Origin of the sequence: Acidovorax sp. ACV01 (assembly GCF_014851495.1) — a bacterium.
Taxonomy (GTDB): Bacteria; Pseudomonadota; Gammaproteobacteria; order Burkholderiales; family Burkholderiaceae_C; genus Acidovorax; species Acidovorax radicis.
This window is the reverse complement of record NZ_JACUZT010000007.1, coordinates 224,994-240,062: the sequence shown is the minus strand read 5'-3', so window position 1 is coordinate 240,062 and position 15,069 is coordinate 224,994. Positions and strand designations below refer to the sequence as shown.

Sequence of the window (15,069 nt, the reverse complement as noted above, 5' to 3'; positions counted from 1 at the left end):
ATGAAAATTCGCGCACAAATCGGCATGGTGCTGAACCTGGACAAGTGCATCGGTTGCCACACCTGTTCCGTCACCTGCAAAAACGTCTGGACCAGTCGCCCGGGCGTGGAATACGCCTGGTTCAACAACGTCGAGACCAAGCCCGGCATCGGCTACCCCAAGGAATGGGAAAACCAGGACAAGTGGAACGGCGGCTGGGTGCGCAACCCGGACGGCTCCATCGCCCCCCGCCAGGGCGGCAAGTGGAAGCTGCTCATGCGCATCTTCGCCAACCCCAACCTGCCGCAGATCGACGACTACTACGAGCCCTTCACGTTCGACTACGACCACCTGCAGTCCGCACCTGAAAGCAAGGCCGCACCCACGGCCCGCCCGCGCAGCCTGATCACCGGCAAGCGCATGGAGAAGATCGAGTGGGGCCCGAACTGGGAAGAAATTCTGGGCGGCGAGTTCAGCAAGCGCAGCAAGGACAAGAACTTCGACGATGTGCAAAAGGACATCTACGGCCAGTTCGAAAACACCTTCATGATGTACCTGCCGCGCCTGTGCGAGCACTGCCTGAACCCGGCGTGCGTGGCATCGTGCCCCAGCGGCTCGATCTACAAGCGTGAGGAAGACGGCATCGTGCTGATCGACCAGGACAAGTGCCGTGGCTGGCGCATGTGCGTCTCAGGCTGCCCCTACAAGAAGATTTACTACAACTGGCAATCAGGCAAGGCTGAGAAGTGCATCTTCTGCTACCCCCGCATCGAAGCGGGCCAGCCGACCGTGTGCTCCGAGACCTGCGTGGGCCGTATCCGCTACCTGGGTGTGCTGCTGTATGACGCAGACCGCATCCAGGAAGCCGCCAGCGTGGAACGCGACCGCGACCTGTACCAGGCGCAACTCGACATCTTCCTGGACCCGAACGACCCGGACGTGATCAAGCAGGCCCGCATCGACGGCATCCCTGACAGCTGGATGGACGCTGCCCGCAACAGCCCGGTCTACAAGATGGCCGTGCAATGGAAGGTGGCCCTGCCGCTGCACCCCGAATACCGCACGCTGCCCATGGTCTGGTATGTGCCACCGCTCTCGCCCATCACCGCCGCCGCCAACGCGGGCCATGTGGGTGTGAATGGCGACATTCCCGATGTGTCGCAGCTGCGCATCCCCGTGCAGTACCTGGCCAACCTGCTCACCGCCGGCGACACCGGGCCTGTGGTACGGGCGCTTGAGCGCATGCTGGCCATGCGCACCTACCAGCGCGACAAGCATGTGGAGCAGCGCCAGAACCTGGGTGTGCTCAAGCAGGCGGGCCTGTCGATGGCCGAGGTCGAGGAGATGTACCACGTGATGGCGATTGCCAACTACGAGGACCGCTTTGTCATCCCATCGGCCCACCGCGAATATGCCGAAAACGCGTTCGACATTCGGGGTGGTTGCGGATTCTCGTTTGGCAACGGCTGTTCCGATGGCGCCACCGAGACCAGCATGTTCGGCGGCAAGAAGCCCCGCACGATCCCGATCAAAGCCACGGTCTGAAGCTCAGGCAAAGGAATCACCATGTTCAAAAAGAACCCGACCTCCGTGCGCCTGACCCTGCGCGCCCTGGGCTACCTGCTGAGCTACCCCGATGCGCAACTGCGCAGCGTGATGCCGCAACTGATCGACGCCCTGCAGACAGAGCAGGCCCTGACAGCCGATCGCATGAATGAACTGAAGGCTGTGTGCGAGCACCTGGCTGCACTCGACCCTCTCGAAGCCGAAGCCCGCTATGTGGACAACTTCGACCGGGGCCGTCAGACCTCGCTGCACCTGTTCGAGCATGTGCACGGCGACTCGCGCGACCGGGGCCCGGCGCTTATCGACCTGCTGCAGACCTACGACAAAGCAGGCCTGAAGTTCGAAGCCGACGAACTGCCCGACCACTTGCCGGTGGTGCTGGAGTTCGCCTCCACCCAGCCTGTGGAAGTGGCCAAGGAGTTCTTGGGCGAGATGGCCCACATCCTGAACGCGCTGTTCAGTGCGCTGGTGGCGCGCAACAGCCCCTATGCCAGCGTGATTGCTGCGGTGCTCGAAGTGTCGGGCCAGCGCGTGCAGTCGGTAGCGCTGACCCCCGAGCCGCCGATGGACGAGGTCTGGGCCGAGCCCGAGGCGTTTGGCGGTTGCAGCACCCAGGGCCAGTCCAAGCCGGACCAGCCACAACCTCTGCATTTTGTTCGTACCCCCCGCGCCGAGCGGGCACCAGAAGGAGTCTCCGTATGACCACCTGGCTTGACACCCTGTTGTTTGGCATCTATCCCTATATTTGCCTCGCTGTCTTTTTCATTGGCAGCTGGGCGCGGTTTGACCGCGACCAGTACACCTGGAAAAGCGATTCCTCCCAGCTGCTGCGCACCGGCAGCTTGCGCTGGGGCAGCAACCTGTTCCATGTGGGCGTGTTGTTCCTGTTCTTCGGCCATACCGTGGGCATGCTTACGCCGCACTTCTTGTATGAGCACTTTATCGGCGCCGGCGCCAAGCAGCTCATGGCTATGGTGTCGGGGGGGATTGCAGGCCTGATGGGCTTCGTGGGCCTGTCCCTCCTGCTGCACCGCCGCCTGTCGGATGCGCGCATCCGCGCCACCTCCAAGACCAGCGACATCCTGATCCTGGTGCTCTTGTGGGTACAACTGGCGCTGGGCCTGGCCACCATCCCGCTGTCGGCACAACATCTGGACGGCTCCATGATGATGCGCCTGGCTGAGTGGGGGCAACGCATCGTCACTTTCCGCAGTGGTGCGGTCGATCTGCTGGCCGGTGCGGGTTGGATCTTCAAGACGCACATGTTCCTGGGCATGAGCATCTTCCTGATCTTCCCGTTCACCCGCCTGGTGCATGTGTGGAGCGGCTTTGGCACGCTGGCCTATGTGCTGCGCCCCTATCAGGTAGTGCGTGCGCGCCGCCTGAATCTGCCACCCGGCCATATGCAGTCGCAAGACCGCCGTGGCGTTTGAATTCATACCACCCAAGGAGCACACCATGAGCGGATGTGGAACCGGTAGCTGCGGTTGCGGCACCAGCGCAACCAGCCAGAGCGCCCCCCAAAGCACGCTTTCCCCCGAGCAAACGGCCGCCTACGAGGCGCTCTCCGCCACGGTAGGAGCGACGGCCATGGCAGACACGCCCGCCATGGCAACCCCTCAGCCCATAGGGCAGGCCCCGGTGGCGCGCATCAACGGCGTGGCATTGAATTCAACGGCCGAGTGGCTGGATGATGAAGCCTTGCGCCAGCGTGCCTGCACCGAGCTGCTGCGACAGGCAGCCCAGCAAGGCGGCCTGCTGGCGCAGGACGATGTGCCGGGTGTCGAAGGGGCCATCAGCACCAAGGCCTCGAATGCCATCGAGCAACTGCTGGAGCGCGAGCTGCCCATCCCCGACCCGTCGGAAGAAGCCTGCCGCCGCTACCATGACGCCCACCCTGCGGCACACGCCCATGGTGAGCGGGCCCAGCTGCGCCACGTGCTGTTTGCCGTGACGCCCGGCGTGGACGTCAAGCAGCTGCGCCTGCGTGCCGAAGCCATGCTGATTGACCTGCGCTGTGCGGACGACGGTGGCGCCAAGTTTGCCGAAGCGGCAGCGCAGTGGTCCAACTGCCCCAGCGGCCAGCAAGGCGGCGATCTGGGCTGGCTGACCCGCGCCGACTGTGCGCCTGAATTCGCCCGCGAGGTGTTTGGCAGCGCGGAGATCGGTGTGCTGGCACGCCTGGTGCACAGCCGGTTTGGCCTGCATGTGGTGGAGGTGGTGGCGCGCGACCCCGGGCAGCAGCCTTCGTTTGAAGAAGTGCGCCAGGCCATTGCGCTCACGTTGCGCCAGCAGGCCTGGGTGAATGCGCTGCGCCAGTACCTGCAATTGCTGGCGGGCGCTGCCGTGGTGGAAGGCGTGGCACTGGACGCGGCCGACTCCCCGCTTGTACAGTAGTTGTACCACGCTTCAACCGAGTGCCCCATGCCCGACGAGCTGCTTGATCGCCTGCGCCGTTTCCATAACGACGCCTTTCCCCAGTACCGCGAGCAGTTCCAGGCGCTGGTGGACGAAGGGCAGCACCCGACCACCCTGTTCATCGGCTGTTCCGACTCGCGCCTGGTGCCCTACCTGCTGACCGGTGCGGGCCCGGGGGAGCTGTTCTTGGTGCGCAACGTGGGTGCGTTCATCCCGCCGTATGACGGATCTCATGGCCACCATGGCACCACGGCGGCCATCGAGTTTGCGGTGCTCAACCTGCAGGTGCGCCGCATTGTGGTGTGCGGCCACAGTCACTGTGGGGCTATCAAGGCGATGTATGGTGAGGTTTCGCCCGAAGCCCCCAACCTGAACCGCTGGCTGGACCTGGGGCGAGAGGCCTTGTTGCCCATGCAACCCGGACCTGAGGTGCTGCGCCGCACGGAGCAACGCGCTGTGGTGCTGCAGCTGGAGCGGCTTATGGAGTACCCCATGGTGCGTAGCCGTGTGCAGTCAGGGCAGATCAGCCTGCATGGCTGGCACTATGTGATCGAGGAAGGAGAAGTCCATGTGTTTGATGTCAAGACGGGCGGCTTTGTGCCGGCCTCGCGGGCGGACAACAGCGGCACTGGTCCCTACCACCCCTACGTGGAGCATGATGGGCAAGTTCTTCTGGACGAGCTTTGACCTTGTCCGGCATTCTCGCGGCATATCCGTGAGGAATGAGGCCCTCTTGATGGAACGCAAGACCTCACTGGCGTGAAACCCAAATCATCGGCCCCCATGAAACGCGAACCACAGCCCCCCCTTAAGCCCACCTCTTCATTGCAGCCCATCAGCCTGGATGTGTTGCGTGAGAAATACCTCAAACCCGGGGAAACCACCGCAGACGAGCTTTACCAGCGTGTGGCGCGGGCCCTGGCCTCGGTGGAGGCGCCGGAGCTGCGCGACAAATACGAAGCCCTGTTCCTCGCCAACCTGAAGGCGGGCGCCATCGGAGCGGGCCGGATCATGAGCGCGGCAGGCACCGACATCCAGGCCACGCTGATCAACTGTTTTGTACAGCCCGTGGGCGACTGCATCCAGGGGGTGGACGACGAGGGTTTTCCAGGCATCTACGAAGCCCTGCGCGAGGCTGCAGAAACCATGCGCCGTGGGGGCGGCGTGGGCTACGATTTCTCCCGCATCCGGCCCAAAGGCGCGCAAGTGAAGGCCACGGCCTCCATGGCGTCGGGGCCGTGCAGCTACATGAACGTGTTCGACCAGTCGTGCTCGACCGTGGAGAGCGCAGGCGCGCGCCGGGGGGCTCAGATGGGTGTGCTGCGCATTGACCATCCCGATGTGCACGAGTTCATCACCGCCAAGCGCACGCCGGGCCGCTGGAACAATTTCAACGTATCGGTGGGCGTGTCGGATGCGTTCATCCACGCCGTGCAGAACAACGCGCAGTGGGAGTTGGTGCACAAGGCGAAACCGGGTGCCGCTTTGCTGGCCCTGGGCGCTCGCCAGCGTGCCGATGGCCTGTGGGTCTACGCCACCGTGCCCGCGCGCGAACTGTGGGACACGATCATGAAGTCGGCCTACGACTTCGCCGAGCCCGGCATCCTGTTCCTGGGCCGCATCAACGAAGACAACAACCTGCACTATTGCGAAGACATCGCGGCAACCAACCCTTGTGGCGAGCAGCCATTGCCGTCCTACGGGTGTTGTGACCTGGGCCCTATCATCTTGACCCGCTTTGTGCGCCACCCCTTCGGTTTTGGGGGCATGGCTGCGTTTGATTTCGATGACTTCACCAAAGCCGTGGCGCTGCAGGTGCGAGCGCTGGACAACGTGCTCGATGTGACCTATTGGCCGCTGCCGCAGCAGCGCGACGAGGCCATGGCCAAGCGCCGCATTGGTGTGGGCTTTACCGGCATGGGCAACACGTTGGCCATGCTGTGCCTGCGCTATGACCTGCCTGAAGGGCGCACCATGGCGGCACGCATTGCCGAGTGCATGCGCGACGCCGCCTATGCCGCGTCGGTGGACCTGGCGCGCGAGAAGGGGGTGTTTCCCAAGTTCCAGGCGGAGCCCTACCTGTCGGAGGGCACGTTTGCCAGCCGCCTGCCCGAATCGCTCCAGGCGGCCATCCGCCAGCACGGAATCCGCAACAGCCACCTGCTCTCCATCGCCCCTACGGGCACGGTGAGCCTGGCCTTTGCCGACAACGCCTCCAACGGCATCGAGCCGCCGTTTTCGTGGATGTACAAGCGCAAGAAGCGTGAATCCGACGGCACTACCTCGGAATACGCCGTCGAAGACCACGCCTGGCGGCTGTACCGCGAACTGGGCGGTGACGTGGGTGCTTTGCCGGACTATTTCGTCTCGGCCCTCGCCATGCCCGCCGAAGGCCACATTGCCATGATGGAAGCTGTGCAGCCCTTCGTGGACACGGCCATTTCAAAGACGGTGAACATCCCCGCCGATTATCCCTACGAAGGTTTCAAGGACCTGTACCTGCAGGCCTGGCGCGCCAAGCTCAAGGGCCTGGCCACCTACCGGCCCAATGCCATCCTGGGATCGGTGCTGGAAACCCATGCAGCGCCTGAACCCGCAGCCGTTGCAGCACCTGTGGCACCCCCCGCACCTCCGGTGGACCCCATGCGTACCGTGATCGAAAGCCGCCCGCAAGGCGGCCTCTCGGCGGTGGCCGAAAAGCTCGAATACTGGACGCAGGAAGGCCACAAGACGCTGTACCTTATCGTCTCGTTCTTGCCGGTCCCCACGGGGGTTGGCAATGGCACGGTGGACCGGGCCATCGAGTTCTTCATGCCTGTAGGTCAGAGCGGCGAGTCGCAGCAGTGGATCACGTCCAGCATGCGCATGTTGTCGCTGGCGGCGCGCGGCGGCTTCCTGGAGCGGGCGCTCTCCGACATGCGCAAAGTGGCCTGGGACCGTGGGCCCGTGCGCCTGGGCACCCACCGCAAGGACGACGGCACGCTGGTGCCCATGTGGCATGACTCCGAAGTGGCGGCCATGGCCTATGCCATCCAGAACATCCTGGCGCGCCGCGTGGCGGACCCGGTGCAACAGCAACTGCCGCTGGATGAGCCCGCGCCCGCGCCTCTGGCGGTCCCGCAGGCCATGGCGGGCAAGAAGTGCAGCGAATGTGGCGCCCATGCAGTGATCCGCAAGGATGGTTGCGACTATTGCACGCAGTGTGGGCACCTGGGGACCTGCGGGTGACGTCTCGTCCTGTCATCCCACTGCGTACCGCGTCGGGAAAACCTTCGCCCGAAGTGCTGGCGTCGTTGGACAGTCACTGGCGTTGGCGCTATCTGATGCTGGCGCCGCACCGGTTGGGGTTCTTCCTGGCCATGGTGGTGCTGGTGGCGTCGGGGGGGTGGTGGGCATTGGTGCAGGTGGCGCGGTCTACCGGTGGGTGGGGGCTCTATTACGCGGTGTCTCCCACGCTGGTGCACTCGACCGTGATGGCGTTCGGATTTATTCCACTGTTCTTTTCGGGCTTCTTGTTCACGGCAGGCCCCAAATGGCTTGGGGTGGAGCCTTTGCCCGTGCAGGCGCTTCGCACACCCCTGGTGGCGCAGGCGGTGGGGTGGTTGCTGTGGCTGGCAGGCGCGCACCTGTGGGTGGGTGTGGCGCTGGGCGGGCTGGCGGTGGCGGTGGTGGGCCTCGTCTGGATGACCGTGCAGTTCTGGGGGCGTGTGCGAAAAAGCCAGTCCGAGGACCAGTTGCATGCTCGCACCATCGCCTGGGCTTGCACGCTGGGCTGCGTCAGTCTTGCAGGGCTGTGGCTGAGTCTGGCGGTGGGGACCCATGCGCTCGCGCGTGTCTGGGTATTCACCGGTCTGTGGGGATTTGTTGTCGTGGTGTATGTGACGGTGGCGCATCGCATGATTCCGTTTTTCACCTCCAGCGCCATGCCCATGGTGAAGGCGTGGAGGCCTTTCTGGGTGCTGTGGTTGATGCTGGCAGCGGCCCTGCTGCAGGTGCTGGCTGCATGGTTGGAATGGGCCGGATTGCCTGCCGGTGCTGCAGGGACGGTTTGGGGGCTGGTATACGGCACGCTGCAATTGGCCGTGGGTGGCGTGCTGGTCTGGCTGGCCTGTGTCTGGGGCCTGGTGCAAAGCCTCAAGAACAGGCTGCTCGCGATGCTGCACATTGGTTTTCTATGGCTCGGCCTGGCTTTTCTTCTTGGCGGGCTGTCACCGTGGCTGGCCTGGGGCTTTGGCATGGGAGCGCTGGGCCTGGGAGCACTGCACGCGTTGACCATGGGCTGCCTGGCATCGCTGATGCTGGCCATGGTGACGCGAGTGTCCTGTGGACACAGTGGCCGTGCGCTGGTGGCAGACCGCACGGCATGGACGCTGTTCTGGATCCTGCAGGTGGCCACGGTACTGCGCATTGCCGCGGCGGTGCCGGGGGTATTTGGCGTTGCGTGGGTGTCGCTTTTGCCGCTGGCGGCATGCCTGTGGGCCGCCACCATGGGCGTGTGGGGTGTCCGGCTTGGCAGGTGGTACGGCTGCCTGCGGGCTGACGGTCGCCCGGGCTGACGGCGGCTCTTTCAAGGATCTGCGATGGCTGTCATTCCCTGGCCTTTGAAGCATGCACAACGGCGCATGCCCGCTGCGGCGACCACCTCAGACGACACTGCCGCGATGGCTGCTGCGCTGATCCAGTCGCGCCAGACCATCCTGCCCAAACGCTTGGCCGCCCCAGGGCCTAGAGGGGGGGAGCTGGCCCAGATTCTTGGCGCTGCGGCCCATGCCCCCGACCATGGCAAATTGACGCCCTGGCGTTTTGTGCTGGTGTCCGACGCGGCGCGGCCAGCGCTGGCAGACGTGTTTGCTCGGGCTCTTCGTGAGCGCGATCCAGCCGCCACACCAGAGCAGGCCGAGCAGGCCCGCGAAAAAGCCTACCGAGCCCCGGTGCTCATGCTGGTGGTGGTCGACGGCCAATGCGGGGACCCCGCCATCGACCTGTCCGAACGCCTGGTGTCAGCAGGCTGTGCCGTGCAGAACATGCTGCTGATGGCCACTGCGCAGGGCTATGGATCCGCCCTCACGAGTGGCAAAGCGCTCAAATCAGCTGGATTGCGCGGCTTGTTCCAGCTGGCAGCCTGGGAGCAGGCGCTGTGTTTTATCAGCATCGGTACCGTGCAATCGCGCAAGGCCGTGCGGGCGCGGCCCGTTGCAGATAGTTATGTGAGCACGTTGGACGCGCAGCAGGGCGTGGTGCCTGGTTTCTGAGCAAGCCAGAAAGAACCCGACAGCATTTTTTATTTCACCAAGATTTTTATGAACATTTCCAGCTTCGACGATCTGTTGCAGGCAGCCCGCATGCAACCCGAACCTCAGCGTCTCTTGTTTGTGTTTGCTGCCGTTGAACTCCCCGACGACGCCACCCCCGCGCAGCGCGCGCGCTTTGAAGCCGGGCAAGGCGGTGCCCTGGTGCCGCTGATGTGCGTGGACAAAACGCCGCAGGAACTGCCATCATTCGACGCGCTGGTAGGAGAGGCGCGCCAGTTCACGGCCCCTGGCCACGACTGGGCCATGGTGTTTGCAGCCGCGATGTCGGGCACGCTCAACAAGGCGCCCACCAGCGCCGATGCCGAGGCGCCTTTGCAGCGCATGGTGGATGCGATCAAGGGCGGCGCGCATGGTGCCTACATTCCCTTCGACCGCCAGGGCCAGCCCGTGCGTTTTGGGTGAGGCGAGGATGGCGTCCTCTCCTGCACCCGCTCGCCACATTCCTGGCTTCAGCGCGCCCGCAGTAGGGTTCGAAGAGCCCTTTGCCATGCTGGAAGCCTGCCACGAACGCGTGCAGCGCACACTGGCACTTCTGGGCCGCCTGCGTGAACATGTCCGCCAGCAAGGTGCCGACGAGAGCGCGCGCCAGGCCGCACGCGATGTGCTGCGCTACTTTGATGTCGCTGCGCCATTGCACCATGAGGATGAGGAGCTGCATGTCTTCCCGCTGCTCCTGGCCCAGGCCTCGCCTGAGGTGAAGGTGCTGGTGCAGGCATTGCAAAAGGACCATGTGGACATGGTGGCTGACTGGGAGGCGGCGCGAGTTCCGCTACAGGCGCTGGCGCAAGGGTCTATCCAGGGATTCTCGGAATCGATCGAGGCGCTCTTTGATCGATTTGCGGCACGCTATGCGAGCCATATCCACCAAGAGGAACATCTGGCCTACCCGGCTGCGCTGCATCTGCTGGAGCCCGCTGTGCTTGGCCGGATGGGGCAGGAGATGGCGCACCGGCGGGGCGCTGCCTGAGGCGCAGGCAGGTTCCATCAGCGCGCTCTGAAACAGGGCGTCACGCTACCCGCTTTCCATGGGGTTCGCTTGACGGTGAGTGCTTGGCTGTTGGCCCGGGAGCCGCCCGGCTAGCGCCGGACGGCGGTTTGGTACTGCGCAGGTGTTTACCATGAGGGGATGTCAACCTCTCATCCGTATCGGGAAGCACCTTGACCGACGCAAAGAAACCCCATTTCGGCCAGTCCTTCAAGCCTGGCGCCATACCATCCAGCCAGCCCAGTTTCAAATTCGGAATCAATTACGGAACGGGCTTGGTTGCGGGCGGTAGAGCTGTGGAGTCGCCCCTTCCCGATGATGCGACGGCGTGCAACACCCGGGGCAATGAATGGCTGCTGTCCAACCGGCCCGCAGACGCCATTCGCGCCTACGACCGGGCCATCGCTCTCAAGCCCGACTACATTGATCCCTATTTCAATCGTGGCAACGCGCTGCTACGCCTGCAGCGCAACCAGGAAGCGCTGGCGTCGTTCGACCAGGCCATCGCGCTGTCGCCCGCATTGGGGCTCGCGCATTACAACCGGGGAACGGTCCTGCAAACCTTGGACCGGTTGCCGGAGGCCATGGAAAGCTACCGCAAGGTGCTGGCGATAGATCCTGCGAATGTTCAGGCGCGTTTCAATCTGGGCTGCATTCACCTGCAGATGAAGCAGTTTGATGAAACCCTGGAGTGCATGGACCAGGTGATCGAACGCGCACCCCAGATACCGGAGCCGCACAACAACCGGGGCACGGCCTTACTCAGGCTGGGCCGGTATGCAGAAGCGGTCGCTGCCTTCAGTCGGGCGCTGGAGCTCAATCCGCAGTCCGCCGAGGCGTACAACAACCGTGGCGAGGCGCAACTGCAATTGAGAAATCTGGAAAGTGCACTGGCGGACGTTAGCCGGGCGATCGAGCTTCGGCCCCAGCAAGCGGAGTCCAGGTTTCTTATGGGCCGGCTTTTGCGGGAGATGAAGCGGTACGACGAGGCTTTGCAGCAGTTCTATGTGGCCCAGCGCCTGCCTGCTCCTTTGGCGATGCTGCAAAGCGAGATAGTTACCGCCAAGGTCCATGGTTGTATTTGGGAAAACCTGGATGAGGAGTTACTTCAACTCCAGCAAGAAATCAGGGCTCGGAAGCCTGTCCTTGAGCCTTTCTCTGCCCTGTCCGTGTTCGACCAGCCTGCCCTCCACAAAGAGGTTGCACGCCTTCTTGTAGAACGCGATCTGCCTGCGTCTGCGGCGTTGGGCGCGATTCCTGTTCGTGCAAGGGGCGAGAAGATTCGCATCGGTTACTACTCCGCAGATTTTCGCAACCACCCCTCTGCGTACTTGATTGCAGAGCTGATTGAAGTGCATGACCGCGAGCGATTTGAGTTGTTCGCGTTTTCGGTCAGTCCCCAAGTGCACGACAGCATGCGCGAGCGACTGGTGGTGGCTTTTGACCATTTTCTGGATGTGCGTGAGCGTACCGATCTTGATATTGCGAGGCTTTCGCGAGAGCTTGGTATCGACATTGCCGTGGATCTGATGGGCTTTACGCAAGCGACGCGTTTGAGGTGTTTTTCCTACCGATGTGCACCCGTTCAGGTCAGCTACCTGGCTTACCCCGGCACCACCGGCGCCAGCTACATGGACTACGTGATTGCCGACAAGGTGGTGATTCCTCCCCATGCCCAGGCCGACTTCACTGAAAAAGTGGTCTATCTGCCGCACAGTTATCAAGTCAACGACTCCCAGCGGAAAGTAGCTGACCGCAGCTTTTCCCGCGACGAACTGGGTTTGCCCGCTACTGGTTTTGTGTTTTGTTGCTTCAACAACAATTTCAAGATCCTGCCGTCCACATTCGACGGCTGGATGCGCATCCTCCACGCTGTTGAAGGCAGCGTCTTGTGGCTGCTGGAAGACAACCCGATTGCGGCCCGGAATCTGCGCCGAGAGGCGCAGGCCCGGGGGATTTCTGCAGACCGCCTCGTGTTTTCCGGCCGTGTGCCCATGGATCAGCATCTTGCCCGCCAGCGGATGGCCGACCTTTTCCTTGACACGCTGCCCTACAACGCGCACACCACCGCGAGCGATGCATTGTGGGTAGGGCTGCCAGTTCTGACGTGTTCAGGGCAGTCGTTTGCGAGCCGAGTGGCTGCAAGCCTGTTGCATGCTGTCGGGTTGCCCGAGCTTGTCACCGAGACGCAGTCTGCATTTGAGTCCCGAGCCATAGAGCTTGCCCGCGATGTGGCGCAACTCAAGAGCATTCGGGACAAGCTGGAGGAACAGGGGCCCCGGTCGCCCTTGTTCAATGCCCGGCTCTTTGCGCGGCATATCGAGTCGGCATACACCACAATGGTCGAACGCGTGCACCAGGGGCTGCCTCCCGATGTGATTGAGGTGTGAAACTTCACGGCGCCCTTCACGTGGGCGCGAGCCTCATGTGTTGTATTTCTCATTTTTTGCCCCCTTCATGAATCTCACCTTGTTCGGAACCGGTTACGTGGGGCTCGTTACGGGCGTATGCCTTGCGGAGCTGGGCAATGATGTCCTGTGCATCGACACGGATGCCGACAAGATCGCCACACTGCAGCGCGGAGAGGTGCCAATCTATGAGCCCGGGCTGCAGGAGTTGATCGTCGGCAATGTCCGCGCCGGCAGGCTGGCGTTTTCCACCGACATGGCGCGCGGTGTTGCCCACGGTGATGTGCAGTTCATCGCGGTGGGAACACCCTCTGCGGACGATGGCAGTGCGGACTTGAGCCATGTGTTTGAGGTGGCGGGTGCCATCGCGACCCACATGACCAGCTTCAAGGTGATCGTCAACAAATCCACCGTACCTGTGGGCGCGGGCGAAGCGGTGCACAAGGCCGTAGCCACTGTGCTTGCCCAGCGTTGGCCCGGTGCCCGACCAGCACCTGGCTTTGCGGTGGTATCGAACCCAGAGTTCCTCAAAGAGGGCAGTGCGATCAACGACTTCATGCGGCCTGACCGCATCATCGTTGGGTTGGGCGACGCGCCCGAAGAGCAGCGTGCCGGTGATCTCATGCGTGCGTTGTATCGGCCATTCGGGCATGGGCATGATCGTGTCATCTGCATGGACCGTCGCAGCGCCGAGTTCACGAAGTACGCGGCCAACGCCATGCTCGCAACGCGCATCAGCTTCATGAATGAAATGGCCAATCTGGCCGACCGCCTGGGTGTGGACATCGAGCCAGTGCGGGTTGGCATTGGCGCCGACCCCCGCATTGGGGACAGCTTTCTTTACCCGGGCGTGGGCTACGGCGGCAGCTGTTTCCCCAAGGATGTGACCGCGTTGCAGCGGATGGGAAATGACGTGGGGCTGCCGCTGCGGTTGCTTGCAGCGGTGGCACACGTCAACGATGGCCAAAAGCGGCTGCTGGTGGACAAACTCGTACAACGGCTCGGACCGGATCTCTCCGGCCGCCGGCTTGCCTTGTGGGGTCTGGCCTTCAAGCCCAATACCGATGACATGCGTGAGGCTCCCAGCCGGGTGCTGGTGCGCGAATTGCTGGAGCGTGGGGCCGTGCTTCAGGTATTCGATCCGGTAGCCATGCAGGAGGCTCGCCGCTGTCTGGAGGACGACCTGCGCGACAGGCCTCGCCTGCTGGAGCGTATCTGCTATGCCCAGGGCCCTATGAAGGCGGCGCGCGACGCAGACGCCTTGCTGATCGTGACCGAATGGCAGGTTTTCCGCAGTCCCAACTTCGATGCCCTGCGGGCGGCCCTGCGGCAGCCGCTGATCGTGGACGGGCGCAATCTTTACGAACCACGTTCCATGCGAGCCCTGGGTTTTGACTATCTGACCGTGGGCCGTAACGCGTTGGAGGCACTGGGATCCACCACACCATGACGACGGCGAAGAAAATCCTGGTCACCGGGGGCGCGGGCTTCCTTGGCTCCCATCTGTGCGAGCGCCTGCTGGGCGATGGCCATGCGGTGTGGTGCATGGATGACTTTTCGACGGGCTTGGAAAAAAACATCGCCCACTTCCAGGCTTTGCCGGGCTTTCGCTTGCTTCGCCATGATGTCACCCAGCCGCTGGATGTCGAGGTGGATGAAATCTACAACCTCGCCTGCCCTGCATCACCCGTGCATTACCAGGCCGATCCACTGCGGACCCTGCGCACCAGCGTGATCGGTGCGATGAACCTGCTGGAGCTGGCCCGTAAGTGCGGGGCCTTTATTCTGCAGGCTTCCACCAGCGAGGTGTATGGCGACCCCAGCGTGCATCCGCAGCCGGAGTCCTACTGGGGCAACGTCAACCCCATCGGGGTGCGTGCCTGCTACGACGAGGGCAAGCGCTGTGCAGAGACCCTGTTTTTCGACTACCGGCGCCAACATGGTGTGCGCACGAAGGTGGTGCGGCTGTTCAATACCTATGGCCCCCGCATGCGCCCCGACGATGGCCGGGTTGTTTCCAACTTCATCGTCCAGGCTCTCAGCGGCGCGGACCTGACGGTGTATGGTGCGGGGGCGCAGACCCGCAGTTTTTGCTATGTAGACGACCTGGTGGAAGCCCTGGTGCGCACGATGGCCACGCCCGACGAAGTGGCGGGCCCCATCAACCTGGGCAATCCGGATGAGTTCACCATCCTGGAGCTGGCGCAAAAGGTTCTCGCGCAGACTGGGTCCTCTGCCCGGATCACCCACCATACCCTGCCGGGAGATGACCCCCGTCAGCGCCAGCCCGACATCGCGCTGGCGCGGCAGCTGCTGGGTGGCTGGGAGCCCCGCATTGATCTTGACGCCGGTTTGCGCAAGACCATTGCCTATTTCAGGGCGGAGGGCACTGGTTGAGTTG

At 63.3% G+C, this 15,069-nt stretch carries 13 protein-coding genes; all 13 read left to right on the top strand.

Annotated elements, in window-relative coordinates; all coding sequences use genetic code 11:
* The 13 genes from narH (at position 1) to IB243_RS20515 (ending at position 15,065) form a co-directional block, all read left to right on the top strand.
* Complete coding sequence (gene narH, locus IB243_RS20575; protein WP_192429035.1) at positions 1-1,524, top strand: nitrate reductase subunit beta; 1,524 nt, start codon at positions 1-3, stop codon at positions 1,522-1,524.
* 21 nt (positions 1,525-1,545) lie between these two features.
* Entirely contained in the window at positions 1,546-2,247 is a 702-nt protein-coding gene (gene narJ / locus IB243_RS20570) for a nitrate reductase molybdenum cofactor assembly chaperone (RefSeq protein WP_192429033.1), read from the top strand.
* A complete protein-coding gene (narI, locus tag IB243_RS20565; RefSeq protein ID WP_010463001.1) occupies positions 2,244-2,978 on the top strand; it encodes a respiratory nitrate reductase subunit gamma in 735 nt (244 codons plus the stop codon). Before narJ ends, narI begins: the two co-directional genes overlap by 4 nt.
* A gap of 157 nt (positions 2,979-3,135) precedes the next feature.
* Complete coding sequence (locus tag IB243_RS20560; RefSeq protein WP_225585136.1) at positions 3,136-3,942, top strand: peptidylprolyl isomerase; 807 nt, start codon at positions 3,136-3,138, stop codon at positions 3,940-3,942.
* A 27-nt stretch (positions 3,943-3,969) separates the two neighbouring features.
* Positions 3,970-4,650 (top strand): carbonic anhydrase, encoded by a 681-nt coding sequence (locus IB243_RS20555; RefSeq protein WP_057229552.1) that lies wholly within the window; start codon positions 3,970-3,972, stop codon positions 4,648-4,650.
* A gap of 96 nt (positions 4,651-4,746) precedes the next feature.
* Positions 4,747-7,191, top strand: a complete 2,445-nt coding sequence (locus IB243_RS20550) for an adenosylcobalamin-dependent ribonucleoside-diphosphate reductase (RefSeq protein ID WP_192429029.1) — start codon at positions 4,747-4,749, stop codon at positions 7,189-7,191.
* Positions 7,188-8,519, top strand: a complete 1,332-nt coding sequence (locus tag IB243_RS20545) for an NnrS family protein (RefSeq protein WP_242421487.1) — start codon at positions 7,188-7,190, stop codon at positions 8,517-8,519. Before IB243_RS20550 ends, IB243_RS20545 begins: the two co-directional genes overlap by 4 nt.
* A gap of 24 nt (positions 8,520-8,543) precedes the next feature.
* Positions 8,544-9,215 (top strand): nitroreductase, encoded by a 672-nt coding sequence (locus IB243_RS20540; protein ID WP_192429022.1) that lies wholly within the window; start codon positions 8,544-8,546, stop codon positions 9,213-9,215.
* Between the two features lie 48 nt (positions 9,216-9,263).
* Positions 9,264-9,677: a hypothetical protein gene (locus IB243_RS20535; RefSeq protein ID WP_010462995.1), complete on the top strand. Its 414-nt coding sequence runs from the start codon at positions 9,264-9,266 to the stop codon at positions 9,675-9,677.
* 7 nt (positions 9,678-9,684) lie between these two features.
* A complete protein-coding gene (locus IB243_RS20530) occupies positions 9,685-10,242 on the top strand; it encodes a hemerythrin domain-containing protein (RefSeq protein WP_057229550.1) in 558 nt (185 codons plus the stop codon).
* A 191-nt stretch (positions 10,243-10,433) separates the two neighbouring features.
* A complete protein-coding gene (locus IB243_RS20525; protein ID WP_192429020.1) occupies positions 10,434-12,650 on the top strand; it encodes a glycosyltransferase family 41 protein in 2,217 nt (738 codons plus the stop codon).
* A 67-nt stretch (positions 12,651-12,717) separates the two neighbouring features.
* On the top strand, positions 12,718-14,118 hold the full coding sequence (locus IB243_RS20520; protein WP_192429018.1) for a UDP-glucose/GDP-mannose dehydrogenase family protein: 1,401 nt from the start codon (positions 12,718-12,720) through the stop codon (positions 14,116-14,118).
* Positions 14,115-15,065 carry a UDP-glucuronic acid decarboxylase family protein gene (locus IB243_RS20515; RefSeq protein ID WP_057229544.1) on the top strand — a complete coding sequence of 317 codons (951 nt, stop codon included), beginning with the start codon at positions 14,115-14,117 and terminating at the stop codon, positions 15,063-15,065. The genes IB243_RS20520 and IB243_RS20515 overlap by 4 nt, the downstream gene beginning before the upstream one ends.
* Positions 15,066-15,069: the final 4 nt, after the last annotated feature.

Coding starts and splice junctions, on each gene's coding strand:
- narH (WP_192429035.1), top strand. CDS start 1: ATGAAAATTCGCGCACAAATCGGCATGGTGCTGAACCTGGACAAGTGC.
- narJ (WP_192429033.1), top strand. CDS start 1,546: ATGTTCAAAAAGAACCCGACCTCCGTGCGCCTGACCCTGCGCGCCCTG.
- narI (WP_010463001.1), top strand. CDS start 2,244: ATGACCACCTGGCTTGACACCCTGTTGTTTGGCATCTATCCCTATATT.
- IB243_RS20560 (WP_225585136.1), top strand. CDS start 3,136: ATGGCAGACACGCCCGCCATGGCAACCCCTCAGCCCATAGGGCAGGCC.
- IB243_RS20555 (WP_057229552.1), top strand. CDS start 3,970: ATGCCCGACGAGCTGCTTGATCGCCTGCGCCGTTTCCATAACGACGCC.
- IB243_RS20550 (WP_192429029.1), top strand. CDS start 4,747: ATGAAACGCGAACCACAGCCCCCCCTTAAGCCCACCTCTTCATTGCAG.
- IB243_RS20540 (WP_192429022.1), top strand. CDS start 8,544: ATGGCTGTCATTCCCTGGCCTTTGAAGCATGCACAACGGCGCATGCCC.
- IB243_RS20535 (WP_010462995.1), top strand. CDS start 9,264: ATGAACATTTCCAGCTTCGACGATCTGTTGCAGGCAGCCCGCATGCAA.
- IB243_RS20530 (WP_057229550.1), top strand. CDS start 9,685: ATGGCGTCCTCTCCTGCACCCGCTCGCCACATTCCTGGCTTCAGCGCG.
- IB243_RS20520 (WP_192429018.1), top strand. CDS start 12,718: ATGAATCTCACCTTGTTCGGAACCGGTTACGTGGGGCTCGTTACGGGC.
- IB243_RS20515 (WP_057229544.1), top strand. CDS start 14,115: ATGACGACGGCGAAGAAAATCCTGGTCACCGGGGGCGCGGGCTTCCTT.